This window comes from Gellertiella hungarica, from assembly GCF_014197145.1.
GTDB lineage: Bacteria > Pseudomonadota > Alphaproteobacteria > Rhizobiales > Rhizobiaceae > Gellertiella > Gellertiella hungarica.
In genome coordinates this window covers 645,595-659,905 of the sequence record NZ_JACIEZ010000002.1, presented here as the reverse complement: position 1 = coordinate 659,905, position 14,311 = coordinate 645,595, and the positions used below count along the sequence as shown (strand labels likewise).

Sequence of the window (14,311 nt, the reverse complement as noted above, 5' to 3'; positions counted from 1 at the left end):
GATCAGCCCTCCTGCTTTGCGCTGGCGACAGCCGCGGCGACGTCCGCCGGGGCGACCGAGCCGCCGATCAGGCGCTCGACAACCGCGCTGGCGGTTTCGGTTGCGATGGTGCCGACATCGGCAAAGGCCTTGGCCTTGATCTCGGCAATGCGGCCTTCCGCTTCGGTGACCTTCTTGGTGAGCTCGGCCTCGACGGCGGCGCGCTCTGCGGCAGCCTTGCCCTTGGCGGCTTCACGGGCTTCCGACGCGATGGTGTTCGCCTTGGCCTTGGCCTGGGCGAGTTCCTTCTCGTAGGTCTCGACCGCGAGATCGGCTTCCTTCTTGAGGCTCGCAGCCTCGTTCAGGTCCTTGGAGATCCGGCTCTTGCGGTCTTCCAGGATGCCACCGATGCGCGGCGCAATCACCTTCTGCATCAGCAGATAGAAGAGGCCGAACGTGATGACCAGCCACAGAAGCTGGGAAGCGAAGGTGGTGGAATCGAAGGGCGGGAAGACCTTCGGGCCGCCTTCATGGGCGACACCGGTCTCCGTATGGGTCTCTTCGGCCGCCGGAGCGCCATGGGCCTCGGTTGCCGCGGCATCCGCAGCCGCAGGCGCGGGCTGAGCCGTGGTTTCTTCGGCGTAGGCCGGGGTCACAAACATGCTCACCTCCAGGGGTGTCCTTTGGTGCACTTCCCGGCGATGGAGCCCAAGAAGCGTTTGAATTCTCTTGATTTCGCAATCCGGTCCGCGTCGGCCGACGGGCCCGCGGGAACTGCGTCAGAAATGCAAAAGATCACGGTCCGCGACCAACACGAACCGTGATCCTGTCTTCGTCACTGTATCAGACAGCGAACAGCAGAAGCAGAGCTACGAGCAGCGAGAAGATGCCCAGAGCTTCCGTAACGGCGAAGCCGAATACGAGGCGGCCGAACTGGCTGTCAGCAGCGGACGGGTTGCGCAGGGCGCCCGAGAGGTAGCTGCCGAAGATGTTGCCGAGGCCGAGAGCCGTACCGGCCATGCCAAAGCAAGCGAGACCAGCGCCGATGTACTTTGCTGCAATAGGATCCATCTTAAACTCCTTCGAAATGGTTGTTGCGGCGTTTCGACTGACGTCCGGGGACGTCAATGTTGGTAATCCTCAGTGGCCACCCGGGTGCACGGCGTCGTTGAGGTACATGCAGGTGAGTACCGCAAAGACATATGCCTGCAGGAAGGCAACGAGGAATTCGAGACCGGTCAGGGCGACCGTCATGATGAGGGGAAGCACGGCACCGCCGACGCCCAGCGCACCGAGCGCGCCCAGCGAGGCGACGAAGCCGGCGAAGACCTTGAGCGTGATGTGACCGGCCAGCAGGTTCGCGAAGAGACGAACGGACAGCGAGATCGGACGGGACAGGAACGAGATCACCTCGATCGCGACGACGAGCGGCAGAAGCGCGCCCGGAACGCCCGAGGGCACGAAGAGATTGAGGAAGCCCAGACCATGCTTGTAGAAACCGTAGACGATCACGGTGCCGATGACGAAGAGCGCGAGCGCAAAGGTCACGATGATCTGCGACGTCACGGTGAAGAAGTAGGGAACCATGCCCAGCAGGTTCGCCGTCAGCACGAACATGAACAGCGAGAAGACCATGGGGAAGAATTTCATCCCGTGGCTTCCGGCGCCTTCGCGCAGCATGTTGGCGATGAATTCGTAGGACATCTCGGCCAGCGACTGCGAGCGGCCTGGAATGAGGCTGCGGCTGGAGCTGGAGAAGTAGAGGAAGCCCGAAGCCACGGCGACGGTCGCAACCATGAACAGCGAGGCATTGGTGAAGGAAACGTCATAACCGCCGACATTGAGCGGCACAATCTTCTGGATCAGGAACTGATGGGTCGGATCGTTTGACACCGTTGGTCTCTCTTCACGTTGCCCGCGCTCACCGGGAGCCGGAAATTCATGCCTTGAAGGACGGGCGACACCCGCCCTTCCTGTCGAAACTTACCTGTCCTTGCGGTCGCCAGGATCCGGCCTTGCCACCAGCCCCGCGGCCCGCATCACATTCAAGACGCCGGCGCAGAAGCCGAGGAGCAGCAATATGATCAAGCCCCAGGGTCCCGTGCCTGCGAAACGGTCGAGGAAGTAGCCGAGAGCACCGCCGACGATCACCGCCGCCACGAATTCGGAGGAGAGCTTCATCGCCTCGGCGAAACCTTTGCGGTTTGCCTCGGCCTTGCGCTCGTCCGCCGCCTCGCGGCCCGCATCCCGTCGCACATCCTTCAAGGCGGCTCCGAGACGCTTCCTGCGTTCTTCGAGTGCTTCATCCCGCTGGTCGGTCATTCCTGCCTCCGTCTGTCTGGGTTCGATTTTCCGGCCTGAACCGGCTTCCAACGCCCCACAAACGCCCCAGGTTTAACACCTTCCGGCCCGTTTTGAAGTCGGGCGCAACATAGTTTTAGGTGTCCGTATAGTCAAGCTTCAGCCCGCAGTGGCGCAGGCGGAAATTTGTCCATTAAAATCAAATAGTTGATCTGTTTGAAGGGGGATTCCCCTTAAACTTCGTCAACATTCCTTAGGCGCATGCGGCACAATGACCGCCCGGGCGGCGGTCCCTGAGTCCGATAAAACCGATTGAAAGCGGAGAGTTCCATCGGGCGGGGAGACTCAGCTCCATCCGCCGCCATAGGTGCGATAGAAGATGTGCCAGCCGATTTTGGCAACGCGCTTCATGGTGGGCGCCCAGTTCGGCTTCACGTAGATCGCGTGATAGTGGGTCGAGGAGCCGACCTCCGGAAGCCAGATCTTGCCGGCAGTCACGGCCAGCGCGATTTCCTCGGCCACCTTGTGGCGCTCGGGCGACCAGATGATGTCCTTGATGCGGTCGCAGGCAAAGGAGAACTGGCACTGGTTGGTCCAGTCCTTGTTCTGGTAGACGACGCCGCAGATGGTGTCCGGATAGGCCGGGTTGCGCACCCGGTTCAGCACAACCTGCGCCACGGCGGCCTGGCCCTTAAGCGGCTCGCCGCGCGCCTCGAAATAGATGGCGTCGGCGAGGCACTTCTGCTCCTTCGCCGTAAAGACGCTCGGCGGCAGGATATTCGCGGCCCAGGCGTGATCCTTGGGGCCGATGACGGGGCGGAAGCGCCCCTCTTCCGGATCCTTCTTCAGGATCGCATCGAAGGGCGAGGTCCTGCCGGCATCGGGATCGGCCGGCGCATAGGCGGTCGCCAGCACGTCGGCATTGCGGTTGGTGACGAGGTCGGCGATCAGCGCCGGCACCTGGGCATCGAGGGCCTTCTCGTCCGGCTTGCGGTAGAAGGTCTGCGCGATCATCATTTCCGTGCCCTTGGGCTCCGCCTTGGCGAAGGCCATGAGTTCGTCCGGAGTTTCGGGATTGGCAAAGACGGCACTGACACGCTGCAGCACGGAACCGGCGGTGAAGGCCTTCGGCGGCTGCATGGTTTCGGCCGCCACGATGCGGCCGCGCTTGTCCTTCCGGTTGATGCGCTCCTCGTCCGGCCGCGGATCCGGCGGATACTTGTCCTCCGTCATGGCGACGCGGTTGCCGTCAGGCAGCACCATGCCGCTCTTGCGGCCGAGCATCTCCGCCGTCACGGGATCGTGAAAGGTGAGCTTGGGCCCGGCGACCGAATCCGCCTTCACGGCGGTGACGACCATGCGCCAGGCCGGCGTGCCATCGTCCAGGCCCGTGAGCAGGCCGGCCATGTCGCCGTGGGCCGGCAGGCTGGGGGTGCCGAGCCAGGCCGCGATGCCGAAAACGAAGGGAGAAATCCAGCTGCCCCGGATGGGAAGGGCGAAACGGCCTTTCTGACTCAAAACGGCATACTCCACACTGGGACGCGATACGGTTCTTCCGGACACGCGCCATCGGTGCCGGACGGCGGCCTGCCATCCGAACCCTCCCGGGCGTGCGCGAATGTCGATGGTGAAACGGCTGCTCCAGTGCGGGTGCGCGCCGATCTCTTCGGGAACTATCGCCGATTAACCTTGATCATTGGTTAACGCCCGGGAACTGCGGGCTTTTTATGGCAGAGCCGGCGATGCAGGCGCCGGCGCCGTTAACCACCTTGGGCAGCGCGCATGAAAAAGCCCCGGGCCGCACCGACCCGGGGCTCGATGTGCCGGCAGCCGGAGCGCCGTCAGATGACGACGTGCGAGCCCAGCTCCACCACGCGGTTGGTGGGCAGCTTGAAATAGTCGGAGGGATCGGTCGCCGCATTGGCAAGGGCCACATAGAGCCTGCCCTGCCAGGCGGGCATTTCCGACTTCGGATCGCAGACGAGCTTTCGACGGCCGAGATAGAAGGAGGTGGACATGATGTCGAATTTCACCCCGCCCTTCCGCAGATGGCCAAGCGCCTGCGAGACATTCTGCGTTTCCATGAAGCCGAAGTTCAGCTGCACGCGGGAGAAGCGCTCGGAAAGCTTCTCGATCTTGTACCGGTCCTCCGGATTGACGCGCGGACGGTTCACGGTCTTGATCGTCAGGATGACGTTCTTCTCGTGCAGCACGTGATTGTGCTTGAGGTTGTGCATCAGCGCCGCCGGCACCGAATCCGGATCCGAAGTCAGGAAGATCGCCGTTCCCGGCACGGATTTCGGCGCATGGGCGCTTTCCTTCTCGATGGAGGGAATGAAGGCCATCAGCGGAATGTCGGTGTGCCGGGTCTTGTTGAACAGGATCTGCGTGCCACGGCGCCAGGTCCACATGACGACCGTGAAGATGATCGCGAACATGACCGGGATATAGCCGCCATCGTGAATCTTCAGCAGGTTGGCGCTGAAGAAGACGCATTCCAGCAGGAAGAGCGGCAGCAGCACGAGGAGCGCCTTCCAGAGCGGCCACTTCCAGCGGGCCCGCACGAACTCGAAGGACATGGTGGTGGTGACCACCATCGCGCCGGTGACGGAGATGCCATAGGCGGTGGCGAGGGCCTCGGAAGAGCGGAAGGTCAGCACCAGGATGATGACCGCCACCAGCAGCAGCCGGTTGACCGCCGGCAGGTAGATCTGCCCGGTATTGGTCTCGGAGGTGAAGAGGATTTCCATGCGCGGCAGGAAGCCCAGATGGATCGCCTGGCGGGTCAGCGAGAAGGCCCCGGTGATGACCGCCTGGCTGGCGATGATGGTGGCCGCCGTCGCCAGGATGACCACCGGCAGCAGCGCCCAGGTGGGGAACATCAGGAAGAACGGGTCCGAAGCGGCTTCCGGATGGGCGAGCACATAGGCTCCCTGCCCCAGATAGTTCAGCACCAGCGAGGGATAGACGACGAAGATGAAGGCGACCTGGATCGGCTTGCGGCCGAAATGGCCGAGGTCGGCATAGAGCGCCTCCGTGCCGGTGACGGTCAGGAAGACGGCGCCCAGCACCACGAAGCCGACATAGCCCTCGTTCAGGACAAAGCGCACCGCGTTGATCGGATTGATCGCGGCGAAGATCTGCGGGCTGTCGAGGATGTGCGAGATGCCGCCGACGCCGATGACGAGGAACCAGAGCAGGGTGATCGGCCCGAAGAAGCGGGCAACCGCGCCCGTCCCGTGGGACTGGATGGCAAAGAGCGCGATGAGAATGCCGATGGCAATGGGCAGGATGAACGGATCCATGCCCGAGGCGACGAGCTTCAGGCCTTCCACCGCCGAGAGAACCGAGACGGCCGGCGTGATCATCACCTCTCCGAGGAAGAGCGCCGCACCGATGAGCCCCAGGAAGGTGAGGAAAACGGTGTGTCCGTTCGCCGTCTTCAGCAGGAGTGCGAGCAGCGAGAGCGTGCCGCCTTCGCCGTCGTTGTCGAGGCGCAGCAGGAAGAGGATGTATTTCAGCATGACGATGATCGTCAGCGTCCAGAGGATCAGCGAGATGGGACCGACCACCTCGTGCGGTGCGATCACCCCGTCGCGGGTCATCGGCAGGAGGGCCTGGCGGAAGGCGTAAAGCGGGCTGGTGCCGATATCGCCGTAGACGACGCCGATGGACCCGATGGCGAGGCCGACGAGCCCCTTCAGCCCGCCGGGGCCATGGCCATGATGGGCGTGGCTGTCCTCGGGGACGGCAACCGTGACCTTGTCCTGCGCATTCTGTTCTGCATGTTCAGGCATGATGACCTCAGGCTCCTTCAGAGCCAGCCTTTCCAACGGAAAAAGAAATAGGGCACGATGGCGGAGACCAGCATCGCGATCAGCGACATGGGGTAGCCATAGGTCCATCCGGTTTCCGGCATGAACTGGAAATTCATGCCGTAGATCGATGCCACGAGGGTCGGGGGCAGGAATACCACCGAGGCAATCGAGAAGATCTTGATGATGGCGTTCTGCTCGAGATTGATCAGTCCGAGCGATGCATCCAGCAGAAAGGTAATGTTGCCCGCGATGAACGACACGTGCTCGGACAGCGACTGAATGTCGCGTGCGATCGTGTGGCAGAGATTGCGGGCGTCGTCGTCGCCCTGGACGGCGGGCAGCGACTGGAGAAAGCTGACGAGCCGCGAAAGCGAGGCAAGGCTTTCCTTGACCTTTCCGAGCAGGCGGTGATGGGAGGCCACATCGAGCAGCCGCTCTTCCAGATAGCGCGGCGGACGGCGCTTCGTGCCCCCGGAAAACACCTGCAGCGAAAGCGCGTCGATCCGGGCTGTCTCCTGCTCCAGGATCTCCGCCGTCCGGTCGCTGATGGTCTCGAGAAGCCGCGCCATGAGATGCGGTGCGGTCATGGCGGTGGGGCCCGGCTGCGGCCCGTGCCCGTTCGCGCAGAACCGCGCGAGCGCTGCCGCGAACAGCTTGAAGGCGCGCGGCTCCGCATAGCGCACCGTGACCAGCCGCTCGTGGGTGAGGATGAAGGCGATGTCGGTCAGGTCGGGAAAATCCGTTTCCGTCTTCCAGACCAGCGAAGCGGTCATGAAAACGTCACCATTCTCGACGAAGAGACGACTGGAGGGTTCGATGTCCTTGAGGTCTTCGCGGGTGGGAACGGAAATGCTGAGCGCAGCCTCGATCGCCGCCTCTTCCTCGCGGGAGGGCGCATCGAGATCGATCCAGACAATATCGCCATCAAGGCCGGCCGCAAACCTGTCGGCAGCCAGAACCGTGGCTTCGCCCGTCCTGCGATAGGCGGTGATCACGCGAGAGCTCCCGCAAACCGGTTCACGGTGTTCAACTCCTTATAGACCGGCCCGAGGCCGGAAGGTGCGGGCATATCGCGCAAAGTCCCGGCGGAATCAAGAGCGGGGGTCGGCGCATCCTGTGCCCCATTTTGGACAAACGGGTTAACAAACCCTTACACCACGCGTGAGACAGCCAGTCCAAACCCTAGGAATGGCTGATATTTTTCCAATCGGTCAAGAAACGACCGAAGCCTGTCGAGAATTGTGCAGCGCAGCAGATTTTTTTTGGATGTGTCCGGCGCGCCTCGCTCGGGACGCGCCGGACGGGCTTTCATTCAAAGACGAGATTGGGTGCGGGGCGGGCTTCCGCGCCGGCAAGCTGCTGCCAGACCTGTGCGGCGATCGACTTGTAGGCCACCGACTGGGGACCATCCGGCTCGGCCACCACGACCGGCGTGCCGGCATCGGACAGTTCGCGGATTGCCATGGTGAGCGGTATCTCGCCGAGGAAGGGAACGTCGATCCGGCCGGCTTCGGCGCGAGCGCCGCCATGGCCGAAGATGTCGTAGCGCGCGCCCGTATCCGGGGCGATGAAATAGCTCATGTTTTCCACGACGCCGAGAAGCGGCACTTCCACCTTGCGGAACATGGTGATGGCCTTGCGTGCGTCGATGAGGGCGAGGTCCTGCGGGGTGGAGACGATGACGGCGCCGGAAAGCGGCACCTGCTGCGCCATGGTGAGCTGCGCATCGCCGGTGCCCGGCGGCATGTCGACGACAAGCACGTCGAGCTCGCCCCAGGCGACTTCCCGCAGCATCTGCAGCAGGGCGGACTGGACCATCGGCCCGCGCCAGATCATCGCCGTCTCCTCGTCCACGAGGAAGCCCATGGACATCACCTTGACGCCGTAATTTTCCATCGGCTGGATGATCTTGCCGTCGATCTGGCTCGGGCGGCCCGAGATCTTCAGCAGGCGCGGCATGGACGGGCCATAGATGTCCGCATCGAGAATGCCGACCCTCAGGCCGTTCGCCTTCAGTCCCAGCGCGAGGTTGACCGCCGTGGTGGACTTGCCGACACCACCCTTGCCAGAGGCCACCGCGATGATGTGGCGGATGCCGGGAATGCCGGGCTTCTGCGGCTTGGGCGCTGCGCCGCCATGGGCGTGGCCGTGATGAGCGTGATCATGGGCGTGACCGTGGGCGTGACCGTGGGAATGACCGGCGGCCGGGGCCGGACGCGCCGCCGGAGCCGAGGCCGCGGGCTTCTTGTCCGCCGTCAGCGCCACCATCGCCCCCTTCACGCCGGGGATCGCCTTCACCACCCGCTCCGCCGCCTGGCGCAGCGGCTCGAGCTCGCGCGCCCTCTCGGCCGGAACCGTGAGCGAGAAATAGACCTTGCCATCGGAGATGAAGACATCGGACACCATGCCGAGCGCGACGATGTCGCTTTCGAAATCGGGGCCACGCACCGTCTTCAGTGCGTCCGTCACCTGTTCCTTGGAAACCACGTTCCGCCTTTCCTCACCTTGGCGGCGCTGAGAACGCCGCGCCTTCCTGCTTCACGCGCCTCCCGGGCGGAAGGCGCATCCCGAACCGATATAGTGCATGTGCCGCGAAAGTGCGAACCGGTTTCGCCGCGCGTTCCGCGCCAGCGCCGGCACGCCGCACGGCATGCATCGGCAGGAGGCCCGGTCCGGAACGCAAGAATGACAGGCGCGGGAAAGGAAAACGGTCCGGAAGCGGCATGCCATGAAAAAAGATCGCCGCGCCGCAGGATCAAGCCGATGGCGATCCCGCAAGGCGCGGCGGTCTTTGACCATGACATCCTTGTTTTGCGGATGTTCTCTGTTGGCAGTCCCCTCTGGACCCGGCCTTAGAAAAGCACGATTTCACAAAGAGTCAAACGCTTATTTGGGACCGTTCAGACCCGTCGCCGGTCACTTGATGAGACCGGTTTTCATCGCCTTTACAACCGCTTGTGTGCGGTTCACGGTATCGAGCTTCTTGGTTGCACGGTTGAGGTAGTGGTTGACCGTATGTTCCGAGAGCGTGAGGATTTCCGCGATCTCCGCGCTGGTCTTGCCGGCCGCGGTCCAGGTGAGGCAGTCGATCTCGCGGTCGGTGAGGCTTTCGCCGGGGCGGCGGTCCATCTCGCGCAGCGCCGAAAGGCTGTCGAAGACGTGGACGAAAATGTAGGACAGGGCCACCATCTCGTCGAAGTCGAACCCGTCCCGCTCGCCCGAAAGCGAGATGGCGCCGCGCTGGCCGAGCGAATCATGCACCGGGAAATAGGCGCCGCGCTCCATGCCATACCGGTTGAAGGCCTCCACGACCTTCTCGTGCTTGCCATCCTTGCGGCCGTGATTGATGCGGCTGGTATCGTAGGTGAAGGGTGTCGTGGAATTGCGCAGGCGATCGATGACCGGGCTTGCCGTCAGCAGGCCCTCGCGATCATAGAAGGCGATGAGTTCCGGCGGCCAGTTCGTAATAACGGAGCTGCCTGCCAGGGTAAGCGTGGTGCGCGCCGGCAGTGTCATCACCATGAATACCTTCGAGCCAAAGGACTCGGTGACGCGCTTCATGAAACGGAAGACGTCAAACTGGGTCTTGAAGCCGCTGATTTCTTCAATCAGCTTGTTGCATTTTTCCAACGGCGTGAGTGACTCTATTGCTTCCATTGTCCATTTGTCTTGCTAGGCGCTGGGATGAAATCAGTTCTTGCCGATGCAGGTGGGTTTCTGCTTAACCATAAATGCGCGGAAAGTTTATTTCAATTATAGCGGCGATACTTTTCCTGGATTTCCAGACCGGTACTTTCTTCCGTCGCACCGGGCTTGGTTGAGCGCACAGATCTTCTCAATCGCAGCACGCCAACATTCTGCATCTCAACCCAAATACTTATCTCCTATAACAAAATGGATGCCCGATTTTGACGCGAAAATTGATGAAAATCAAGAAAGCGGGCCGAGCAGGGCGAAAGGTATCCACTACGAAAAGTAGCAAAAAACACTAGTTGCTTAGAATGCGAGAAATTAATGGCGATATCTTGTCAGTCGACAAGTGCACAAAAGGCGTGGCTGCTCAGTGCCGCGGCCCAAGCCTGAGAGCGGCCTCCTCGCCGATCCGGGCGGCCGTCCGCTTGACCGCATCCGCCCAGTGCTCCAGCCGGTCGCGGCCGACGCGGAAGGCGGGACCGGTCACGGAAACACCCGCCGCGCGTTCGGACCCGGAGAGACGAATCGGGGCCGCCACACAGCGGATGCCCTCCTCGTGCTCCTCCCGGTCGAAGGCGTGGCCGGCCATGCGAATCGCCTCGAGTTCCTCTTCGAGAGCCGCCGCAGAGGTGATCGTCGAGGGCGTGAAACGGTGGAAGTCGAGCCCGGCGATCAGCCGCGAGGCCTCTTCCTTCGGCAGCAGCGACAGCGCGGCCTTGCCGATGCCGGTGCAATAGAGCGGGGACGCCTTGCCGATCTGCGAATGCATGCGCACCGACTGGCGGCTCTCGACCTTGTCCAGGTAGATCACGTCCGTGCCGCGCAATACGCCGAGATGAACCGTCTCGCCGGTTTCCTCGTGCAGGGCACGCAGGGCGGGGGCGGCGATCTCGCGGAAGTCTGCGGACGCCCAGGCGCGCGCGGCAAGGGAGAGAAGCCGGAGACCCGGGCGGTAGGTGGAATCGGAACCGATTTCCAGCAGCCCCTCCTCCACCAGATGGGTGAGCTGCCGGTGAACCGTGCCCCGCGGCTCGCCCGATCGGGCGAGGATATCGGAGAAGCGCAGCGGTAAATCCGCCTCGGCGACGAGATCGAGAAGGCGCATGGCCTTGCCGAGGGTTCCCGTATCGCGTCCCTTCGCTTTGTCGACAGCCATCCTCGATCTCCTGGCAAAAGGCATTGCAGCGCCTTGACGGAGGCGAAGCTTACTCCGATAATTCCACTTAGTCAAATTGAGTTCCAAATAATGGAACATAGGGAGGCTGAGGTGAACGCCCGTTACACGGATCTGGAGGAGGCGCCGGTCCTCGTCACCGGCGGGGCGTCGGGCATCGGCGCGGCGCTGGTCAGCGCCTTTGCGGCCCAGGATGCGCGGGTTGCGTTCCTTGACCGGGACGAGGAGGCTGCGAACGCGCTTTTGGCCTCCCTTCGGGACAAGGTGCGCCACCGGCCCGGCTTCTTCAAGGTGGATCTCGCCGATATCGATGCGCTGAAGCGCGCCGTCACGGATGCCGTCGGCGCGCTCGGGGGCCTGCGGGTCCTTGTCAACAATGCCGGATGGGATGACAGGCACGATCTCGATAGCGTGACCGAGACCTACTGGGACGAGAACCAGGCGATCAACCTGCGCCAGATCTTCTTCACCGTGCAGGCAGCGGCACCGGCGCTGCGCGCGGCGGGCGGCGCCATCGTCAACATGTCGTCCATCGCCTATCTGCTGAACATGCCGGACCTGCCCTCCTATGCCGCCGCCAAGGCGGGCATCGTCGGGCTGACCAAAAGCCTGGCCGGGCGTCTCGGCCCCGAGGGCATCCGGGTCAATGCGGTGCTTCCCGGCATGATCGTCACCGAGCGCCAGAAGAAGCTCTGGCTCACCGAGGAGGGGATTGCCGCCATGGTTCGACGGCAATGCGTGAAGCGCGTGCTGGTGGCCGAAGACATGGCCGGTCCCTGCCTTTTCCTGGCATCCGCCGCATCGGGCGCGATCACCGCCCAATCCATCATCGCCGACGGAGGAATTTTCTGATGACGAAGACCGACAGGCGTCCCGCCTTTGCCGCCGTAGACTGGGGAACGAGCAGCTTCCGGCTGTGGCTCCTCACCGAGGCCGGTGCGGTGCTGGACGAACGGCGCAGCAACGAGGGCATGGCCATGGCATCGGCGGCCTGCGGCTTCCCCAAGATCCTGAAGAGCCACCTGTCGGCGCTCGGTGCAGCCGATGACCTGCCGGTGGTGATCTGCGGCATGGCCGGTGCCCGGCAGGGCTGGGTGGAAGCGGGCTACGTGACGGTCCCCGCCCTTCTCGATGCCGTGCTGGAGGGCGCGGTGCGCGTGCCGGGCGAGGCACGCGACATCCGCATCCTGCCCGGCCTTGCCAACCGCGACCCCGCCCATCCGGACGTGATGCGCGGCGAGGAAACGCAGCTTCTCGGCGCAACGGCGGATCTGGGTAGCGGCGAGCATCTCGCCTGCATGCCGGGCACCCATTCGAAATGGGTGCGCCTGGAGGGATCGACCGTCACCCGCTTCTCCACCTACATGACGGGCGAACTCTTCGACGTGATTGCCCGGCATTCGCTGCTCGCCCATTCTCTGGCCGGGAGCGACGGGATGGACATGGCAGCCTTCCGCGCCGCCGTGCAGATGGCGGTTGCCGAACCCGCCCGGGCGACCAACCTGCTGTTTGCCATCCGTGCGGGACAGCTCCTGCAGGGTGCGCCGGCGGATGTTTCACGCGCGCGGCTTTCCGGCACGCTGATCGGCCTCGAGATTGCCGGCGCAAGCGGCGCCGCGGGCGAGGCATGGAACGGCACCATTTCCCTCTTCGTTTCCGGCAAGCTCGGCGAACTCTACGCCACCGCGCTCGAAACGCTCAACCGACCCTTCCGCGTGACGGACGCGGATCATGCCGTCCGCGACGGGCTGATCCGCGCAGCGCGCGCCCTCTGGCCTGCATAAGGAAAAGACATGACCCCTACCCGAATCCCCTTCCCCCAGATGCGCCATCCACTGGTCGCTATCCTCCGGGGGCTGAAGCCCGAGGAAACCGAAGGCGTCGTCGGCGGGCTGATCGAGGCCGGCTTTACCGCCATCGAGATACCGCTGAATTCGCCCGACCCGTTCCGTTCGATCGAGATCGCCGCGAAGATGGCACCGGATAGCGTGCTGATCGGTGCCGGCACGGTGCTGGACGTCGGGCAGGTGGAAAGCCTCCACGCGGCTGGCGGCCGCCTGATGGTCAGCCCCAATGTCGAACCCGACGTGATTGCCGCAGCCCGCGAGCGGGGCATGGTGACGCTGCCGGGCGTCTTCACGCCGACGGAAGCGCTGCAGGCCGCCAGGGCCGGGGCGACGGGACTCAAGTTCTTCCCCGCCAGCGTTCTCGGCCCCTCCGGCATCAACGCCATCCGCGCCGTCCTGCCGAAGGATCTGGTGATCGCGGCGGTCGGTGGCGTGTCGGACGAGAATTTCGGAGACTATGTGCGGGCCGGCATCACCGCCTTTGGCCTCGGCTCGAGCCTCTACAAGCCCGGCATGGACGCCGCCGAGGTAAAGGCACGCGCCCGGAAGACCATTGCCGCCTATGACGACGCCTGCGCGAAAGAGGGGAAGACCCATGGTTGAGACGCTATCCTTTGCTGGCAAGGTGCTGTGCAGCAGCCAGCTCATCCTCGGAGAGGGCCCCTCCTACGAGCCCGAAACGGACACCATCTGGTGGTTCAACATTCTGGGAAAGGAGCTGCACGAACTGAAGCTCGCAGGCGGTGAAAAGCGGGTCCACCCCCTGCCCCGGATGGCGAGCGTCGCGGCCCGGATCGACGATGCGCGGCAGCTGATCGCCATGGAAGACGGTCTTTATATAAGGGACCGTGCGAGCGGCGCGCTTTCTCTCCACGCGCCTCTCGAGGCCGACAGGCCGGAGAACCGGTCGAATGACGGCCGCGTGCACCGTTCCGGCGCGCTCTGGATCGGCACCATGGGCAAGAAGGCAGAACCGGAAGCCGGCGCCATCTATCACGTGGCCCGCGGCACGGTGACCCGGATCGTCGACCGGATCGGCATCACCAACGGCATCTGCTTCTCGCCCGACGGCGCCACGGGCTATTTCGTCGATACCAAGGTGAACCGCTACATGAAGATCGCCGTCGATCCGGCGACCGGACTGCCCACGGGCGAGCCGCAGCTCTTTGCCGATGCCTCCGGCCGGCCGGGCGGCGTGGACGGATCGGTCTGCGATGCCAGTGGCGATGTGTGGAATGCCCGCTGGGGCGAAGGTTGCGTCGAGCGCTACGATCCCGCAGGGCGCCTCGTGGCGCGCTATGCCACCCCTGCCCGCCAGCCCTCCTGCCCCGCCTTTTTCGGGCCGCAGCTCGACAGGCTTCTGGTCACCACGGCGACCGAGGGCATGGATGCGCCCGGAGCGCCGGATGGCTGTCTCCTCGATCTCGGCATCCGCGTGAACGGCCGCGCCGAGCATTCCTACCTTCTCTAGGACGCGGGCGAAAAATGCATTCAAAAGG

Annotated in this window: 14 protein-coding genes; 4 read left to right on the top strand and 10 right to left on the bottom strand. The window is 63.8% G+C overall.

Annotation, left to right across the window (positions count from 1 at the left end):
- Positions 1-2 precede the first annotated feature (2 nt).
- The 10 genes from GGR23_RS07665 to GGR23_RS07620 form a co-directional block, all read right to left on the bottom strand.
- Positions 3-641 carry a F0F1 ATP synthase subunit B gene (locus tag GGR23_RS07665; RefSeq protein WP_183365576.1) on the bottom strand — a complete coding sequence of 213 codons (639 nt, stop codon included), beginning with the start codon at positions 639-641 and terminating at the stop codon, positions 3-5.
- 181 nt (positions 642-822) lie between these two features.
- The gene (locus GGR23_RS07660) at positions 823-1,050 is read right to left on the bottom strand and encodes a F0F1 ATP synthase subunit C (protein ID WP_183365575.1); all 228 of its coding nucleotides are present in this window, start codon (positions 1,048-1,050) and stop codon (positions 823-825) included.
- A gap of 69 nt (positions 1,051-1,119) precedes the next feature.
- A complete protein-coding gene (locus GGR23_RS07655; RefSeq protein WP_183365574.1) occupies positions 1,120-1,872 on the bottom strand; it encodes a F0F1 ATP synthase subunit A in 753 nt (250 codons plus the stop codon).
- Between the two features lie 90 nt (positions 1,873-1,962).
- Positions 1,963-2,301, bottom strand: a complete 339-nt coding sequence (locus GGR23_RS07650) for an AtpZ/AtpI family protein (protein ID WP_183365573.1) — start codon at positions 2,299-2,301, stop codon at positions 1,963-1,965.
- Positions 2,302-2,625: 324 nt separating this feature from the next.
- The gene (locus GGR23_RS07645; RefSeq protein WP_246365032.1) at positions 2,626-3,798 is read right to left on the bottom strand and encodes a cell wall hydrolase; all 1,173 of its coding nucleotides are present in this window, start codon (positions 3,796-3,798) and stop codon (positions 2,626-2,628) included.
- Positions 3,799-4,121: 323 nt separating this feature from the next.
- Positions 4,122-6,077 carry a potassium transporter Kup gene (locus GGR23_RS07640; protein WP_183365572.1) on the bottom strand — a complete coding sequence of 652 codons (1,956 nt, stop codon included), beginning with the start codon at positions 6,075-6,077 and terminating at the stop codon, positions 4,122-4,124.
- 17 nt (positions 6,078-6,094) lie between these two features.
- On the bottom strand, positions 6,095-7,093 hold the full coding sequence (locus GGR23_RS07635) for a magnesium transporter CorA family protein (RefSeq protein ID WP_183365571.1): 999 nt from the start codon (positions 7,091-7,093) through the stop codon (positions 6,095-6,097).
- Positions 7,094-7,406: 313 nt separating this feature from the next.
- Positions 7,407-8,585 (bottom strand): P-loop NTPase, encoded by a 1,179-nt coding sequence (locus GGR23_RS07630; RefSeq protein ID WP_183365570.1) that lies wholly within the window; start codon positions 8,583-8,585, stop codon positions 7,407-7,409.
- 429 nt (positions 8,586-9,014) lie between these two features.
- Positions 9,015-9,755, bottom strand: a complete 741-nt coding sequence (locus GGR23_RS07625) for a helix-turn-helix transcriptional regulator (RefSeq protein WP_183365569.1) — start codon at positions 9,753-9,755, stop codon at positions 9,015-9,017.
- 403 nt (positions 9,756-10,158) lie between these two features.
- Positions 10,159-10,947, bottom strand: a complete 789-nt coding sequence (locus GGR23_RS07620; RefSeq protein ID WP_183365568.1) for an IclR family transcriptional regulator — start codon at positions 10,945-10,947, stop codon at positions 10,159-10,161.
- 90 nt (positions 10,948-11,037) lie between these two features.
- Here GGR23_RS07620 and GGR23_RS07615 point away from each other — a divergent pair, with 90 nt between their 5' ends.
- The 4 genes from GGR23_RS07615 to GGR23_RS07600 are packed head-to-tail and all read left to right on the top strand — an operon-like array spanning position 11,038 to position 14,283.
- Positions 11,038-11,817 carry an SDR family NAD(P)-dependent oxidoreductase gene (locus GGR23_RS07615; RefSeq protein ID WP_183365567.1) on the top strand — a complete coding sequence of 260 codons (780 nt, stop codon included), beginning with the start codon at positions 11,038-11,040 and terminating at the stop codon, positions 11,815-11,817.
- Complete coding sequence (locus GGR23_RS07610; RefSeq protein ID WP_183365566.1) at positions 11,817-12,749, top strand: 2-dehydro-3-deoxygalactonokinase; 933 nt, start codon at positions 11,817-11,819, stop codon at positions 12,747-12,749. Before GGR23_RS07615 ends, GGR23_RS07610 begins: the two co-directional genes overlap by 1 nt.
- Positions 12,750-12,758: 9 nt before the next feature.
- Positions 12,759-13,415 (top strand): 2-dehydro-3-deoxy-6-phosphogalactonate aldolase, encoded by a 657-nt coding sequence (locus tag GGR23_RS07605; protein WP_183365565.1) that lies wholly within the window; start codon positions 12,759-12,761, stop codon positions 13,413-13,415.
- On the top strand, positions 13,408-14,283 hold the full coding sequence (locus tag GGR23_RS07600) for an SMP-30/gluconolactonase/LRE family protein (protein WP_183365564.1): 876 nt from the start codon (positions 13,408-13,410) through the stop codon (positions 14,281-14,283). Before GGR23_RS07605 ends, GGR23_RS07600 begins: the two co-directional genes overlap by 8 nt.
- Positions 14,284-14,311 lie beyond the last annotated feature (28 nt).

Excerpts from the sequence above, each read along its gene's own strand:
- GGR23_RS07660 (WP_183365575.1), bottom strand. The coding sequence starts at position 1,050 with ATGGATCCTATTGCAGCAAAGTACATCGGCGCTGGTCTCGCTTGCTTT.
- GGR23_RS07615 (WP_183365567.1), top strand. The coding sequence starts at position 11,038 with ATGGAACATAGGGAGGCTGAGGTGAACGCCCGTTACACGGATCTGGAG.
- GGR23_RS07650 (WP_183365573.1), bottom strand. The coding sequence starts at position 2,301 with ATGACCGACCAGCGGGATGAAGCACTCGAAGAACGCAGGAAGCGTCTC.
- GGR23_RS07625 (WP_183365569.1), bottom strand. The coding sequence starts at position 9,755 with ATGGAAGCAATAGAGTCACTCACGCCGTTGGAAAAATGCAACAAGCTG.
- GGR23_RS07610 (WP_183365566.1), top strand. The coding sequence starts at position 11,817 with ATGACGAAGACCGACAGGCGTCCCGCCTTTGCCGCCGTAGACTGGGGA.
- GGR23_RS07600 (WP_183365564.1), top strand. The coding sequence starts at position 13,408 with ATGGTTGAGACGCTATCCTTTGCTGGCAAGGTGCTGTGCAGCAGCCAG.
- GGR23_RS07640 (WP_183365572.1), bottom strand. The coding sequence starts at position 6,077 with ATGCCTGAACATGCAGAACAGAATGCGCAGGACAAGGTCACGGTTGCC.
- GGR23_RS07620 (WP_183365568.1), bottom strand. The coding sequence starts at position 10,947 with ATGGCTGTCGACAAAGCGAAGGGACGCGATACGGGAACCCTCGGCAAG.
- GGR23_RS07605 (WP_183365565.1), top strand. The coding sequence starts at position 12,759 with ATGACCCCTACCCGAATCCCCTTCCCCCAGATGCGCCATCCACTGGTC.
- GGR23_RS07665 (WP_183365576.1), bottom strand. The coding sequence starts at position 641 with ATGTTTGTGACCCCGGCCTACGCCGAAGAAACCACGGCTCAGCCCGCG.